A 14,361-nucleotide genomic window follows, 5' to 3' on the forward strand; every position below is an offset into this window, starting at 1 on the left:
CGTGTGCAAAGATCCTGAAACCAACTCACAGAAGGAGTACGCACCATGACCAAGAGTCCCGGCCGCAGGCACAGACGCACGCTCTCGCGTCTGGTCACCGCTGCCATAGCCGCCGCGGTGGTCGGCACCACCGCCGGAACCGCCGCGGCCGCGCCCGGTGAGGCGCGGGCGGAGTCCCCGGTCTTCCCGCTGATGGCCGCCAAGAGCAACGGTGAGCTCTACAGCTACTGGCGCGACGGTCACGGCGGGTTCAAGGACCCCAAGAAGGAGACGGACAACTGGCGGTACATCACCGCCGTCACGCAGGCCGACCTCAACCAGGACGGCTGGCAGGACAGCCACTACTTCCGCACGCTCGACGGCGTGCTGCACCTCACTGTGGGGGGCAAAACCGAGGCAGACGTGGTCCACACCCGGATCGGCGGCGGCTGGAACATCTACGACCGCATCTTCAACCCCGGCAACCTCGGCGGCGCCAAGGAGCCCGACCTCCTCGCGCGCGACCGCGACGGCGTGCTGTGGGTCTACCTGGCCTACCCCGACGGCACGCTCACCGACCGCGTCCGCGTCGGCGGCGGCTGGGACCAGTACACCGACATCGTCGGCCGCGGTGACCTGAACGACGACGGCCGGACGGACATTCTGGCCAAGGACCGCAGTGGCAACCTGTGGTTCTACAAGGGCACCGGCAACACCAACGACCCGTTCGAGAGCCGCGTGAAGGTCGGCGGCGGCTGGAACATCTACAACGCCCTCGTCGCCACCGGTGACGTCGACGGCGACGGCCGCAGCGACCTGCTGGCCCGCGACAAGTCCGGCGTCCTGTGGCTCTACCGGGGCAACGGCAACGAGACGGACCCGTTCGCCAACCGCACGCGCATCGGCGGCGGCTGGGACCAGTTCGTCAACCTGTTCTGAGCCTGCCGGGGGTCGCGCCTCCTTTCGAGTGCGCGACCCCCAACTCGCCTCACCGACCGGTACTTCCGCACTACGCTGCGTGGGATGAGCAAGCCCACCGGCATGGACCCGTTCAGTGACGCCCGCGCCTTCTACGGATCCGAACTGCGCCGCCTGCGCGAGGAGGCCGGCCTGACGCAGGAGCGGCTCGGTGAGCGCGTCTTCTGCTCCGGTTCGTACATCGGCCAGTTCGAGAGTGCGATCAGACGGCCGCAGCTGGAGCTGTCGAAGCTGCTGGACGAGGTACTGGGCAGCGGTGAGCACCTTCAGCGGCTGTGCCGGCTGGCACGCCGGACGAAGGTCGCCGATTATTTCGCCGACGCGGCGGAGCTGGAACAGCAGGCGACGACGATCAGCGAGTACGCGCCCATGGTCGTGCCGGGCTGGCTGCAAACGGAGGCCTACGCGCGCGCCGTCATCCGGGCTGCACAACGCTTTGCGCCGAAGCAGGTCGTGGACGACTACGTGCGCAATCGGATGGAACGCGTGCAGCTGCTCGACAGCCCGAGCACTCCCGTACTGTGGATCATCGTTCACGAGGCCGCGCTCCGTCTGCCGGTCGGCAATCCAGCCACCATGAGCGCGCAGCTCACCCACCTTGCCGAAGCGACCGCGGACCGACCGAACATCGTCGTTCAGGTGATGCCGTTCACCGCAGGGCCCCATCCGTTCCTGGGCACGAGCCTTGCGTTGATGGGCTTCCGAGACGCTCCCGCCGTCGTCTACACGGAGACGGCCTACACGGGCCAACTCATCGACGAGCCGGCACTGGTCGCACAGTTTCACTCGGCATACGATCTGGCCAGGGCTGCCGCAATGTCGCCGGAGGCGTCCCTCGCCCTGGTCGAGTCGGCGGCGAAGGACTGGGCGCTGTATGAGCACCACACCTGACTTAACCACGGGCTGGCGCAAGTCGTCCCACAGCAACGGGGATAACGGCATGTGCCTGGAGGTCGCCGACGGCATCCCCGGCACCGTACCCGTCCGCGACAGCAAGACCGCCCCCGAGGGCCCGGCCCTCGTCTTCCCGGCCGGCGCCTGGGCCGCCTTCGTCCGCGCCGTCAAGCACAACATGTGAGGGCCGCACCCCGTACGGAACGGGGTGCGGCCCTCACAGCATGCTCGCCGCGTCAGCGGTACTGCTTACTTGCGGATCAGCGAGCGCAGCACGTACTGCATGATGCCGCCGTTGCGGTAGTAGTCCGCCTCGCCGGGGGTGTCGATGCGGACGACCGCGTCGAACTCCACGCCCGTGTCGGTGGTGACCTTGACCGTGCGCGGCGTGCGGCCCTCGTTGAGCTCGGTGACGCCGGTGAAGGAGAAGGTCTCCTCGCCGGTCAGGCCGAGGGACTCGGCCGAGGCGCCCTCGGGGAACTGCAGGGGCAGGACGCCCATGCCGATGAGGTTGGAGCGGTGGATGCGCTCGTAGGACTCGGCGATGACGGCCTTGACGCCGAGCAGCGCGGTGCCCTTGGCGGCCCAGTCGCGGGAGGAGCCGGAGCCGTACTCCTTGCCGGCGAGGACGACCAGGGGGATGCCCTGCTCGATGTAGTTGCGGGAGGCGTCGTAGATGAACGACACCGGCGCGTCGGGCTGGGTGAAGTCGCGGGTGTAGCCGCCCTCGGTGCCCGGCGCGATCTGGTTGCGCAGGCGGATGTTGGCGAACGTACCGCGGATCATGACCTCGTGGTTGCCGCGGCGGGAGCCGTAGCTGTTGAAGTCGCGGCGCTCGACGCCGTGCTCCGTGAGGTACTTGCCGGCCGGGGTGTCGGCCTTGATGGCGCCGGCCGGGGAGATGTGGTCGGTGGTGACCGAGTCGCCCAGCTTGGCCAGGACGCGGGCGCCGGTGATGTCGGTGACCGGGGCCGGGTCCATGGTCATGCCCTCGAAGTACGGGGGCTTGCGGACGTAGGTGGACTCGGCGTCCCACTCGAAGGTGTTGCCGGTCGGGATCGGCAGGGCCTGCCACTGGGCGTCGCCGGCGAAGACGTCGGAGTAGGACTTGGAGAACATGTCCTCGCCGATGGCGCTGGCGACGACCTCGTTGACCTCGGCCTCGGTCGGCCAGATGTCCTTGAGGAAGACGGGGTTGCCCTCGGTGTCGGTGCCGATGGCGTCGCGGGTGATGTCGACCTTCATCGAGCCGGCGATCGCGTAGGCGACGACGAGCGGCGGGGACGCCAGGTAGTTCATCTTGACGTCGGGGTTGATCCGGCCCTCGAAGTTGCGGTTGCCGGAGAGGACCGAGGTGACGGCGAGGTCGTGCTCGTTGACGGCCTTGGAGACCTCCTCCGGCAGCGGGCCGGAGTTGCCGATGCAGGTGGTGCAGCCGTACCCGACGAGGTTGAAGCCCATCTTGTCGAGGTACGGGGTCAGGCCGGCCTTGTCGTAGTAGTCCATGACGACCTTGGAGCCCGGCGCCAGGGTGGTCTTGACCCACGGCTTGCGGGACAGGCCCTTCTCGACCGCCTTCTTGGCCACGAGCGCGGCGGCGACCATGACGTAGGGGTTCGAGGTGTTGGTGCAGGAGGTGATCGCGGCGACGGTGACGGCGCCGTGGTCGATCTCGTAGGTCGAGCCGTCGGGGGCGGTGACCGTGGTCGGGCGGGACGGGGCACCGCTGGTGGCGGCCGGGGCGTCGGAGGCCGGGAAGGACTCCTCGCCCGCCTCGTCGCCGTCGGAGACGTAGTTGAGGACGTCACGCTCGAACTGGGAGGCGGCCTCGGCCAGGACGATGCGGTCCTGCGGGCGCTTGGGGCCGGAGATGGAGGGGACGACCGTGGACAGGTCGAGCTCCAGCTTCTCGGAGAAGTCGGGCTCGGCGGCCGGGTCGAGCCACAGGCCCTGCTCCTTGGCGTACGCCTCGACGAGCGCGACCTGCTGCTCGGAGCGGCCGGTCAGGCGCAGGTAGTTCAGCGTCTCGTCGTCGATCGGGAAGATCGCGGCGGTGGAGCCGAACTCGGGCGACATGTTGCCGATGGTGGCGCGGTTGGCCAGCGAGGTGGCGGCGACGCCCTCGCCGTAGAACTCGACGAACTTGCCGACGACGCCGTGCTTGCGCAGCATCTCGGTGATCGTGAGGACGAGGTCGGTGGCGGTGGTGCCGGTGGGCAGCTCGCCGGTGAGCTTGAAGCCGACGACGCGCGGGATGAGCATGGAGACCGGCTGGCCGAGCATGGCGGCCTCGGCCTCGATGCCGCCGACGCCCCAGCCGAGGACGCCGAGGCCGTTGACCATGGTGGTGTGCGAGTCGGTGCCGACCAGGGTGTCGGGGTAGGCCTTGCCGTCACGGACCATGACGACGCGGGCCAAGTGCTCGATGTTGACCTGGTGGACGATGCCGGTGCCCGGGGGGACGACCTTGAACTCGTCGAAGGCGGTCTGGCCCCAGCGCAGGAACTGGTAGCGCTCCTTGTTGCGGCCGTACTCCAGCTCGACGTTCTGGCCGAAGGCGTCCGGGGTGCCGAACTTGTCGGCGATGACGGAGTGGTCGATGACCAGCTCGGCCGGGGCCAGCGGGTTGATCTTCGCCGGGTCGCCGCCGAGCTCCTTGACGGCCTCGCGCATGGTGGCGAGGTCGACGACGCAGGGGACGCCGGTGAAGTCCTGCATGATCACGCGGGCCGGCGTGAACTGGATCTCCTGGCTCGGCTGGGCCTGGGAGTCCCAGCCGCCGAGCGCGCGGATGTGGTCGGCGGTGATGTTCGCGCCGTCCTCGGTGCGGAGCAGGTTCTCCAGCAGCACCTTCAGGCTGTAGGGAAGGCGCGCGGAGCCCTCGACCTTGTCCAGCCGGAAGATCTCGTACGACTCGTCGCCCACCTGCAGCGTGCTGCGGGCGTCGAAGCTGTTCGCCGACACGACAGTCTCCTTCATGCATGAAATCGCGTACTGCGGCCATCCTGCCGCTCACACGCCGCGCTGATCCGCTAAGGTGAGCCTTAGTTAGGCTCGCCTTACTGGAGCGTCAGCGGTACGCCTCTCGGCAAATATCTCGATGTCGAGATAACTCTAGTACATGGCGGCCTCGCGGTCATGCCCGGATGGGCCGTGCGGGGCGCGACGCCCCATTTACGGGCCTTTCTTCCGGTTGACTCCGGCTCGCGCCCGCGGAGAGGATCAAGCAGCAATCCGGACCGGACTCTTCCAGAAGAGGAGAGAACAGGCATGACGGAATCCGCAGGCTTAGGCACCGCAGGCCCGGAACACGACGGCCGCCGCGCGATCATGCAGTGGGTCTTCGGCGCACGCGCCACCGAGACGGTGGCCCTGGCCGTGAGACTGGGCCTTCCCGACGCCATCGGCGACGGCACGGCACGGGCCGAGGACCTCGGCCGCAGGCACGGCTTCCCACCACGGCAGATGACCCGCCTGCTGCGGGCCCTGGCGAGCCTCGGGCTGTGTACGGAGCCCTCCCCCGGCACCTTCGCGCTCGCCCCGGCCGGCGCGCTGCTGCGCAAGGACCACCCCGACTCGCTGTACGACTTCGCGCGCTTCCACACCGCGCCGCAGACGCTGCAGCCGTGGACCCGGCTGGAGTCCAGCCTGCGCAGCGGTCGCACGGCCTTCGAGGAGCACTTCGGCGTACCGCTGTACCAGTACCTGGCCGGGGAGCCGGAACTGTCGGCCGTCTTCAACGCGGCCATGAGCCAGGAGACCCACCGCACGGCGCAGACGCTGCCCGGGGCGTACGACTTCGGCCGGTTCCGCACGGTCATGGACGTCGGCGGCGGCGACGGAACGCTCCTGGCCGCCGTCCTCGCCCACCACCCGGCACTCAAGGGGGTGGTGTTCGAAACCGTCGAGGGCGCGGCCCAGGCCGCGGACACCTTCAAGGCCGCCGGCCTCGACGGCCGGGCCACGGTCGCCACCGGCGACTTCCTGGCGAGCCTGCCGCAGGGCGCCGACCTGTTCCTCATCAAGAGCGTCCTGCACAACTGGGACGACGAAGACGCCACCACCATCCTGCGCAACTGCCGCGCCGCCATGCCGGCGCACGGCCGGGTGCTGATCGTCGAGGTGGTCCTGCCGGACCGGGCGGCTCCGGACGACGCCGCGGAACTCGACCCGTACCTGAAGGACCTGCAGATGCAGGTCCTCGTGGGCGGCCGCGAACGCACCCGGGCCGACTTCGACCAGCTGTGCGCGGCCGCGGGCCTGACGGTCACGGACGTCGTCCCCCTCCCGCCGCACATCGGCTTCTCCCTGGTGGAGGCGGCGCCGAACTGACCGGGCCGGCCCCGGTCCCTGCAGCCGGCGGGCCCGGCCCCGCCGGCCGACGCGGCCGGGCAGGGCCCGCCGGGCGGGAGCCCCCCTCGCCACGTCTTCGCAAACCCTGCCGTCTTCCGCGCATTCCTTCCCCTGCCTCCGGATAGCCGAAGAAGGGGTGGAGGACCCATGGCGTGCGCGGCACAAATCTCATATCTGAGATACGGTCTGCTTATGACAGACGCCTACCTCGGCCGCATCGGCAAGCTCATCCGCGATGCCCGCCAGCACCGTGGCTGGACTCAGTCGCAGCTTGCGGACGCTCTCGGCACCAGCCAGAGTGCTGTGAACCGCATTGAGCGGGGAAATCAGAACATCAGCCTTGATATGATCGCCCGTATCGGTGAGGCGCTCGACAGCGAGATCGTCTCGCTCGGGTACGCGGGGCCGATGCATCTGCGGGTGGTCGGCGGGCGCCGGCTGTCCGGGGCCATCGACGTCAAGACCAGCAAGAACGCCTGTGTGGCCCTGCTGTGCGCGACGCTCCTGAACGCCGGCCGCACGACGCTGCGGCGCGTGGCGCGGATCGAGGAGGTCTACCGGATCCTCGAAGTGCTCGGCAGCATCGGCGTGCGCCACCGCTGGATCAACGACGGCAACGACCTGGAGATCGTGCCGCCGGCCGAGCTGGACCTGGCCGCCATGGATCTGGAGGCGGCGCGGCGCACCCGTAGTGTGATCATGTTCCTGGGGCCGCTGCTGCACCGGATGGACCTGTTCAAGATCCCCTACGCGGGCGGCTGCGACCTGGGCACCCGTACCGTCCAGCCCCACCTGACGGCGCTGCGCCACTTCGGGCTGGAGATCACGGCCACGGACGGCATGTACCACGCGCAGGTGGATCGTTCCGTCGCCCCCGTGCGGGCCATCGTGCTGACCGAGCGCGGCGACACCGTGACCGAGAACGCCCTGCTGGCCGCCGCCCGGCACGACGGCGTGACCGTCATCCGCAACGCCAGCTCCAACTACATGGTCCAGGACCTGTGCTTCTTCCTGGAGGAGCTGGGCGTACGGGTGGAGGGCGTGGGCACCACGACGCTCACGGTGCACGGCGTGGCCACCATCGACCGCGACGTGGACTACGCGCCCTCCGAGGACCCGGTGGAGGCCATGAGCCTGCTGGCCGCGGCCGTGGTGACCGAGTCGGAGCTGACGATCCGCCGGGTGCCGATCGAGTTCATGGAGATCGAGCTGGCGGTGCTCGAGGAGATGGGCCTGGACCACGAGCGCAGCGCCGAGTACCGGGCGGACAACGGCCGTACGCGGCTGCTGGACCTCACGGTGCGGCCGTCGAAGCTGCGGGCGCCGATCGACAAGATCCACCCGATGCCGTTCCCGGGCCTGAACATCGACAACGTCCCGTTCTTCGCGGCCATCGCCGCCTCCGCCCAGGGCCAGACCCTCATTCACGACTGGGTCTACGACAACCGCGCCATCTACCTCACCGACCTCAACCGCCTCGGTGCGGACGTCAAGCTCCTCGACCCGCACCGGGTCCTGGTGGAGGGCCCCACCCGCTGGCGTTCCGCCGAGATGATGTGCCCGCCCGCGCTGCGGCCGGCCGTGGTGGTCCTGCTGGCGATGATGGCCGCCGAGGGCACCTCGGTGCTGCGCAACGTCTACGTCATCAACCGCGGCTACGAGGACCTGGCCGAGCGCCTGAACTCCGTGGGCGCCCAGATCGAGACCTTCCGCGACATCTGAGGGACCGTCCGAAGCGACGTATCCACGACCACGGCCTGGACGGGCTCGCACGCGGTTACGCCGTCGACGTCACCGACTGACAACAGAAACTGAAGCGGCCCCCGCGCCCCGGGTTCATCGCCCCGGGCACGGGGGCCGTTGGCGTTTCCGGGAGGGGCGTGCGTACACTCCTGACCGATCGGTCAGACAATTGACCGTGCGGTCAGACGCAACGGGAGGGGCGGGACATGGAACGCACGACGTGCGCCGTCGTGGGCGGTGGGCCGGCCGGGGTGATGCTGGGGTTGTTGCTCGCGCGGGCCGGGGTCGGGGTGACCGTGCTGGAGAAGCACAAGGACTTCCTGCGCGACTTCCGGGGGGACACCGTCCACCCGTCCACCCTGCGGCTGCTGGACGAACTCGGGCTGGGCGAGCGGTTCGACCGGCTGCCCGCCACCCGGCTGGGCGAGGTGCGGATGCACATCGGCGGTACCGCCCTGACGCTCAGCGACTTCCGGCGCATCCCCGGCCCGCGCAACTACATCGCGATGGTTCCGCAGTGGGACTTCCTCGATCTGCTCGCCGAGGCCGCCGCCGAGGAGCCCTCGTTCACGTTGCGCATGAGCAGCGCCGTGACCGGGCTGCTCACCGAGGGCGGGCGGGTGACCGGTGTGCGGTACACCGACGAGCACGGGGAGCCCGGGGAGCTCGCGGCGGCGCTCGTCGTCGCCTGTGACGGGCGGGACTCGCTGGTGCGCGAGGCCGCGGGGCTGCGGCCCGAGTACGTCGACGTGCCCATGGACCTCTGGCAGGTGCGCGTGCCCGCACAGCCCGGCAGTGCCCGGGACGGACGGATCTTCATGCGGTCCGAAGGCCGCCAGTTCGCGGCGACGATGGACCGCGGGGAGTACTACCAGACCTCCTACCTCATCCCCAAGGGTACGGACGCACAGCTGCGCGCCCAGGGCGTGCAGTGGTTCCGCGACCGGCTCGGCGAACTCTTCGGCTGGGGGCCGGAGGTGACGGAGGCGGTCACCTCGTGGGACGACGTCAAGCTGCTGGAGGTGACGATGGGACGGTTGCGGCAGTGGTACCGGCCGGGGCTGCTGTGCATCGGGGACGCGGCGCACATCATGTCGCCCACCGGCGGGGTCGGCGTCAACCTCGCCGTGCAGGACGCGGTCGCGGCCGCGCGGATCCTCGCGGGGCCGCTGCGCACCGGGAGGGTGGACGTACGCGATCTGGCCCGGGTGCAGAAGCGCCGGCTGATGCCCGCGGCGGCGGTGCAGAAGGCACAGGTGAGCGAGCACGAGGCGGTGCTGCGCCCGGCCCTGACGACCGGGCTGGACCCGGACCGGCTGCCGGTGCCGCTGCGGATGATGCGGCGCGTGCCGGGGCTGCCCTCGCTGCTGGGGTACGTCGGCGGGGTGGGGCTGCGGCCCGAGCGCGCCCCGGACTTCGCCCGGCGCTGATGCTGCTGCGGCGGCGGCCCGGGTCAGTCCCGGGCGCCGACCGCGCCGAGGGTGAAGGTCACGAGCTCGTCGGCGGCGGCGTCGAGGTCGTAGTCGGGGTGGACGAGCCAGTGCGAGACGACGTTGTCGATGGCGCCGCCGATGGCCAGTGCCGTGGTGCGGGTGTCGGACACCCGCAGCCGGCCGGCCTGCCGGCCGGCTTCCAGCAGCCCGGCCAGGTGCTGCCAGCGGCCGTGGGTGTCGTGGGAGCCGGGCGTCTTCAACTCGGTGCCGCCCTTGTCGTCGAGCAGCAACTCGGTGATGACGCGCACGTGGCGGCGGTTGGCCTGCTGGTAACCGATCATCGCCCGGACGTAGGCGACGAGCGCGGCCCGCGGGTCGCTCTCGCGCTCGACGCGCTCGGTGACGTGGGCGCGGAACCGCTCCAGCACGTGCTGGAACGTCGCCTGGGTGAGGTTGTCCTTCGAGGAGAAGTGGTAGAGGACGGCGGCCTTGGAGATGCCGGCCTCCTTGGCGATCGCCGCCAGGGAGGTGGCGGGGTAGCCGCGCGTGGAGATCAGGTCGATGGTGCACTCGATGATCTGGCGGCGCCGGGCCTGTTCGGTGAAGGTCGGCGTGCCGGTGTCCGTGCCGGTCTTCGTGCCGGTGTCCGTGGGCGTGCCGCTGCCCGCTTCGGCGCCGCGCCGGGGAGCCATCGAAGCGCCACCTCTCCCTGTTCCCCGTACTGTCCGCTCGGGCCGGTCCGCCGGCCGGCTCCTCACCGTACACCGGTCCACCGTCACGGCAGGACCGCGAGGCCGTCGAGCTCCACCAGCGCCTCGGCGTCCCACAGCCGCACCACGCCCACGACGGCCATGGCCGGGTAGTGGCGGCCGGCCAGGCGCCGCCAGACGGCGCCCAGTTCGCGGGAGCGCGCCCGGTAGGCGGCGACGTCGGTGGCGTAGACGGTGACCCGGGCCAGGTGGTGCGGCGCGCCGCCGGCGGCGCGCAGGGCGGTCGTCAGGTTGGCCAGGGCCGTCTCGAACTGCGCCACCAGGTCGCCGGGCACGATCCGGCCGCCGGCGTCCAGGGCGGTCTGGCCGGCCAGGAGGACCAGGCGGGAGCCGGTGGCCACGACCGCGTGGCTGAAACCGCGCGCCGGGCTCAGCCCTGCCGGGTCGATGCGCTCGATGCCGCCGCTCACCGGAAGAGCTCCTTCGCGATGATCGTGCGCTGCACCTCGGTGGCCCCCTCGTACACGCGCGGTGCCCGCACCTCGCGGTAGAGGTGCTCCAGGAGGTGGCCGCGGCGCAGGGCGCGGGCCCCGTGGATCTGCACGGCCGCGTCGACGACGTACTGGGCGGTCTCGGTGGCGAAGAGCTTGGCCATGGCGGAGCGGCGGGCGACGCCGGGCTCGCCCGCGTCGTACGCGGCGGCGGCCGCGAGGACGAGGAGGGCGGCCGCCTCGGTGCGGGTGGCCATCTCGGCGAGGGTGTGGGAGACGGCCTGCAGGTCCTTCAGCGGCCCGCCGAAGGCCCGGCGCTCCGCGGCGTGGGCGAGGGCCGCGTCCAGCGCGGCGCGGGCCATGCCGACGGCGAAGGCGCCGACGCTGGGCCGGAAGAGGTCCAAAGTGGCCATGGCGATGCGGAAGCCGCCGCCCACGTCGCCGACGACGTCCTGCGGGCCGACGCGTACGCCGTCGAAGGTGAGCGTGCCCAGGGGGTGGGGGGCGAGCATGTCGAGGTGGTCGCCGCCCAGTCCGGGCCGGTCGCCGGGGACGAGGAAGGCGGTGACGCCGCGGGCACCGGCCCCGGGGCCGGTGCGGGCGAAGACGGTGTGGACGTCGGCCTCGGGGGCGTTGGAGATCCAGCACTTCTCGCCGGTCAGGCGCCAGCCGTCGCCGTCGGGTGCGGCGTGCAGGGCGAGGGCGGCGGCGTCGGAGCCCGCGCCGGGCTCGCTGAGCGCGAAGGCCGCGACGGCGCGGCCGGCGACCACCTCGGGCAGCCAGCGGGAGCGCTGGGCGTCGGTGCCGGCGCGCAGGACGGGGTGGATGCCCAGGGCCTGCAGGGCCAGGGCGGTCTCGGCCTCGGTGCACTCGCGGGCCAGGGACGCGCGCAGCAGGACGAGGTCCATGGCGCGTACGGGGCCGTGGGCGGGCAGGGCCCGGGCGATGAGGCCGTGTTCGGCGAGGGCGGCGAGCAGGGGCCGGTTGACACGGCCGGGTGTGCCGGCGCGGGCGAGGGGGCGCAAGGAGCCGGCGGCGACCCGGCGCACCTCGGCACACCACTTGCGCTGTTGCTCGTCGAGTGTGAACGGTGTGCCCATCCGACCCCACCCTTCTCCCACGCGGCTTATCGCGCTCCGTTGACTGCCGTCACCGACTCGTTACGCTGACAGTGGATCCACGGCGCTGGCAAGACCCCCCGTCCACCTCCCCTCAGGACCCCGTCCACCTCCCAATCCTCCGGCGCGAGGGGGCACATCCGCGATGGAGCTCAAGCCGTCGGCCCACATCGACACCTTTCCGCGCGAGCACCTTCCCCCGGCCGACCAGTGGCCGCTGCTGCGCAGCGCCGGCGACGGCCCCGGGGCCGCCCCGCTCCCCTACCCCGACCGCCTCAACTGCGCGGCCGAGCTGCTGGACGGCACGATCGGCCGGCTCGGCGCCCACCGTGCCGCCACCGTGAGCGGCGCCGGCACGGTGTGGTCGTACGGACTGCTGCGCGCGCACGCGAACCGCATCGCCCACGTGCTGACCGACGACCTCGGCGTCGTGCCCGGCAACCGGGTGCTGCTGCGCGGCCCCACCACGCCCTGGCTGGCCGCCTGCTGGCTGGCGGTGCTCAGGGCCGGCGCGGTGGCGGTCACCGTCCTGGCCGCCCAGCGCCCGCACGAACTGGCCACCATCTGCCGGCTCGCCCGAGTACGGCACGCGCTGTGCGACGCCCGCTCCGCCGACGACCTGCTGGCCGCCGGCATACCGCAGTTGAGGACGACGCTGTACGGCTCCGGCGCCGACGACGACCTGCTGCGGCTGGCCGCGCGCAAGCCCGCCGCCCACACCGCCCTCGCCACCTCCGCCGACGACGTGGCGCTCATCGCCTTCACCTCCGGCACCACCGGCCGGCCCAAGGGCTGCGTGCACTTCCACCGCGACGTCCTGGCCATCGCCGACACCTTCTCGGCCCACGTGCTGCGCCCGCGCGCCGACGACGTCTTCGCCGGCAGCCCGCCGCTGGGCTTCACCTACGGACTCGGCGGACTGCTCGTCTTCCCCTTGCGCGCCGGCGCCCGCACCCTGCTGACCGACTGGGGCGGCCCCCGGAAACTGCTGGCCGACATCGGGCGCCACCGCGTCTCCGTCCTGTTCACCGCCCCCACGGCCTACCGCGCCATGCTCGGCGCCCTCGACGGCCACGACGTCTCCTCGCTGCGCAGATGCGTCTCCGCCGGCGAGCACCTGCCCGCCGCCCTCTGGCACGACTGGCGGCGCGCGACCGGGCTGGACCTGATCAACGGCATCGGCGCCACCGAGATGCTGCACATCTTCATCTCCGCCGCCGACGAGCGCATCCGCCCCGGCGCCACCGGCCTGCCCGTACCCGGCTACGAGGCCCGCGTCGTCGGCCCCGACGGCGCCGACGTGCCCGACGGCCGGCCCGGGCTGCTGGCCGTGCGCGGCCCCACCGGCTGCCGCTACCTGGCCGACGAACGGCAGCGCGCGTACGTGCGCGACGGCTGGAACCTCACCGGCGACACCTACGTCCGCGACGCCGACGGCTACTTCCACTACGTGGCCCGCGCCGACGACATGATCGTCTCGGCCGGGTACAACATCGCCGGGCCCGAGGTCGAGGAGGCGCTGCTGCGCCACCCGGACGTCCTGGAGGCCGCCGTCGTGGGACGGCCCGACGCCGAGCGCGGCCAGGTCGTCGTCGCGCACGTCGTGCTGCGGGAGGGCGTGCCGCGCGGACCGGAGACCGTCACCGCGCTGCGCGAGTTCACCAAAAAGGAGATCGTTCCCTACAAGTGCCCTCGCGAGATCGTGTTCCTCGACGCGCTGCCGCGCACGCCCACGGGCAAGTTGCAGCGTTTCCGGCTGCGTTCGGGGCCCGCCGGGCCCTTTACAGTTTCCCCGTGACTGACCAGCACACCCCTCGGTCCCTCATCGTCACCTTCTACGGCGCGTACGGACGCGGCACCGGCGGCGCCCCCGCCGGGCCCGTGCCCATCGCCGCCCTCATCCGGCTGCTCGCCGCGGTCGGCGTCGACTCGCCGTCCGTCCGCTCGGCCGTCTCCCGGCTCAAGCGGCGCGGACTGCTCGTCGCCGACCGCACGGCCGGCGGCGCCGCCGGCTACGGCCTGTCCGAAGCCGGGCGGCAACTGCTGGAGGACGGCGACCGGCGCATCTACGGGCACCCCACGGCCCGCGCCGGACAGGGGTGGCTGCTGGCCGTCTTCTCCGTGCCCGAGGAGGAACGCCACAGACGACACCTCCTGCGCTCCCGCCTGGCCCGGCTCGGCTTCGGCACCGCCGCCCCCGGCGTGTGGATCGCCCCCGCCCACGTCCACGACGAGACCCGGCACACGCTGCAGCGGCTGGGGCTGGACGCGTACGTGGACCTCTTCCGCGGCCACCACCTGGGGTTCGAGCCGACGGCGGAGGCGGTGGCCCGGTGGTGGGACCTGGAAGCGCTCGCCGCACAGCACCGGGCGTTCCTGGACGCCCACGAACCGGTGCTGCGGCGGTGGGGGCGGCGCAAGGCCGTGCCGCGCCCGGAGGAGGCCTACCGCGACTACCTGCTGGCGCTCGACTCGTGGCGGCGGCTGCCGTACGCGGATCCGGGGCTGCCGGTGGCGCTGCTGCCGCCGGAGTGGCCCGGGGGGCGGGCGGCGCGGGTGTTCGGGGCGCTGCATGCGCGGTTGCGGGATGCGGGGGCGCGGTATGTCGCGCCGGTGATGGCGGGTGCACCTGCGGCGGGCTGAGCTGCGCGGTCCGGTGCGG

The 14,361-nt window shown here is 71.8% G+C and carries 12 protein-coding genes; 8 read left to right on the plus strand and 4 right to left on the minus strand.

The window, feature by feature from the left end:
- The first annotated feature begins 45 nt into the window (after positions 1 to 45).
- From ABD361_RS06060 to ABD361_RS06070, 3 genes are all read left to right on the plus strand, one after another.
- The gene (locus ABD361_RS06060; RefSeq protein ID WP_344433712.1) at positions 46 to 918 is read left to right on the plus strand and encodes an FG-GAP repeat domain-containing protein; all 873 of its coding nucleotides are present in this window, start codon (positions 46 to 48) and stop codon (positions 916 to 918) included.
- Positions 919 to 1,002: 84 nt separating this feature from the next.
- A complete protein-coding gene (locus ABD361_RS06065) occupies positions 1,003 to 1,848 on the plus strand; it encodes a helix-turn-helix domain-containing protein (protein ID WP_344433713.1) in 846 nt (281 codons plus the stop codon).
- On the plus strand, positions 1,832 to 2,035 hold the full coding sequence (locus tag ABD361_RS06070; RefSeq protein WP_344433714.1) for a DUF397 domain-containing protein: 204 nt from the start codon (positions 1,832 to 1,834) through the stop codon (positions 2,033 to 2,035). The genes ABD361_RS06065 and ABD361_RS06070 overlap by 17 nt, the downstream gene beginning before the upstream one ends.
- A gap of 65 nt (positions 2,036 to 2,100) precedes the next feature.
- Here ABD361_RS06070 and acnA read toward each other — a convergent pair whose 3' ends face one another.
- Positions 2,101 to 4,815 (minus strand): aconitate hydratase AcnA, encoded by a 2,715-nt coding sequence (acnA, locus tag ABD361_RS06075; RefSeq protein ID WP_344433715.1) that lies wholly within the window; start codon positions 4,813 to 4,815, stop codon positions 2,101 to 2,103.
- A 306-nt stretch (positions 4,816 to 5,121) separates the two neighbouring features.
- Between acnA and ABD361_RS06080 the strand changes: the two genes are divergently transcribed.
- The 3 genes from ABD361_RS06080 (at position 5,122) to ABD361_RS06090 (ending at position 9,377) form a co-directional block, all read left to right on the plus strand.
- The gene (locus tag ABD361_RS06080; protein ID WP_344433717.1) at positions 5,122 to 6,183 is read left to right on the plus strand and encodes a methyltransferase; all 1,062 of its coding nucleotides are present in this window, start codon (positions 5,122 to 5,124) and stop codon (positions 6,181 to 6,183) included.
- A gap of 213 nt (positions 6,184 to 6,396) precedes the next feature.
- Positions 6,397 to 7,926, plus strand: a complete 1,530-nt coding sequence (locus tag ABD361_RS06085) for a helix-turn-helix domain-containing protein (RefSeq protein WP_344433718.1) — start codon at positions 6,397 to 6,399, stop codon at positions 7,924 to 7,926.
- 227 nt (positions 7,927 to 8,153) lie between these two features.
- Entirely contained in the window at positions 8,154 to 9,377 is a 1,224-nt protein-coding gene (locus ABD361_RS06090) for an FAD-dependent oxidoreductase (RefSeq protein ID WP_344433719.1), read from the plus strand.
- A 23-nt stretch (positions 9,378 to 9,400) separates the two neighbouring features.
- Here the strand turns inward: ABD361_RS06090 and ABD361_RS06095 are convergent, their stop codons facing one another.
- The 3 genes from ABD361_RS06095 to ABD361_RS06105 form a co-directional block, all read right to left on the minus strand.
- The gene (locus tag ABD361_RS06095; protein ID WP_344433721.1) at positions 9,401 to 10,072 is read right to left on the minus strand and encodes a TetR/AcrR family transcriptional regulator; all 672 of its coding nucleotides are present in this window, start codon (positions 10,070 to 10,072) and stop codon (positions 9,401 to 9,403) included.
- 83 nt (positions 10,073 to 10,155) lie between these two features.
- Positions 10,156 to 10,560 carry a RidA family protein gene (locus ABD361_RS06100; RefSeq protein ID WP_344433722.1) on the minus strand — a complete coding sequence of 135 codons (405 nt, stop codon included), beginning with the start codon at positions 10,558 to 10,560 and terminating at the stop codon, positions 10,156 to 10,158.
- Positions 10,557 to 11,681 (minus strand): acyl-CoA dehydrogenase family protein, encoded by a 1,125-nt coding sequence (locus ABD361_RS06105; RefSeq protein ID WP_344433724.1) that lies wholly within the window; start codon positions 11,679 to 11,681, stop codon positions 10,557 to 10,559. The genes ABD361_RS06100 and ABD361_RS06105 overlap by 4 nt, the downstream gene beginning before the upstream one ends.
- A gap of 163 nt (positions 11,682 to 11,844) precedes the next feature.
- Here ABD361_RS06105 and ABD361_RS06110 point away from each other — a divergent pair, with 163 nt between their 5' ends.
- Both ABD361_RS06110 and ABD361_RS06115 read left to right on the plus strand, forming a co-directional pair.
- Positions 11,845 to 13,497, plus strand: coding sequence for an AMP-binding protein (locus ABD361_RS06110; RefSeq protein WP_344433725.1), 1,653 nt, complete (start codon positions 11,845 to 11,847; stop codon positions 13,495 to 13,497).
- A complete protein-coding gene (locus tag ABD361_RS06115) occupies positions 13,494 to 14,342 on the plus strand; it encodes a PaaX family transcriptional regulator (RefSeq protein ID WP_344433726.1) in 849 nt (282 codons plus the stop codon). The genes ABD361_RS06110 and ABD361_RS06115 overlap by 4 nt, the downstream gene beginning before the upstream one ends.
- The last annotated feature ends 19 nt before the right edge of the window (positions 14,343 to 14,361 follow it).

It is taken from the genome of Streptomyces luteosporeus, assembly GCF_039532865.1.
Lineage (GTDB): Bacteria > Actinomycetota > Actinomycetes > Streptomycetales > Streptomycetaceae > Streptomyces > Streptomyces luteosporeus.

Bases quoted from the DNA above. Each gene is read 5' to 3' on its own strand.
- ABD361_RS06095 (WP_344433721.1), bottom strand. From the start codon at position 10,072: ATGGCTCCCCGGCGCGGCGCCGAAGCGGGCAGCGGCACGCCCACGGAC.
- ABD361_RS06080 (WP_344433717.1), top strand. From the start codon at position 5,122: ATGACGGAATCCGCAGGCTTAGGCACCGCAGGCCCGGAACACGACGGC.
- ABD361_RS06090 (WP_344433719.1), top strand. From the start codon at position 8,154: ATGGAACGCACGACGTGCGCCGTCGTGGGCGGTGGGCCGGCCGGGGTG.
- ABD361_RS06065 (WP_344433713.1), top strand. From the start codon at position 1,003: ATGAGCAAGCCCACCGGCATGGACCCGTTCAGTGACGCCCGCGCCTTC.
- ABD361_RS06085 (WP_344433718.1), top strand. From the start codon at position 6,397: ATGACAGACGCCTACCTCGGCCGCATCGGCAAGCTCATCCGCGATGCC.
- ABD361_RS06105 (WP_344433724.1), bottom strand. From the start codon at position 11,681: ATGGGCACACCGTTCACACTCGACGAGCAACAGCGCAAGTGGTGTGCC.
- ABD361_RS06060 (WP_344433712.1), top strand. From the start codon at position 46: ATGACCAAGAGTCCCGGCCGCAGGCACAGACGCACGCTCTCGCGTCTG.
- ABD361_RS06070 (WP_344433714.1), top strand. From the start codon at position 1,832: ATGAGCACCACACCTGACTTAACCACGGGCTGGCGCAAGTCGTCCCAC.
- ABD361_RS06110 (WP_344433725.1), top strand. From the start codon at position 11,845: ATGGAGCTCAAGCCGTCGGCCCACATCGACACCTTTCCGCGCGAGCAC.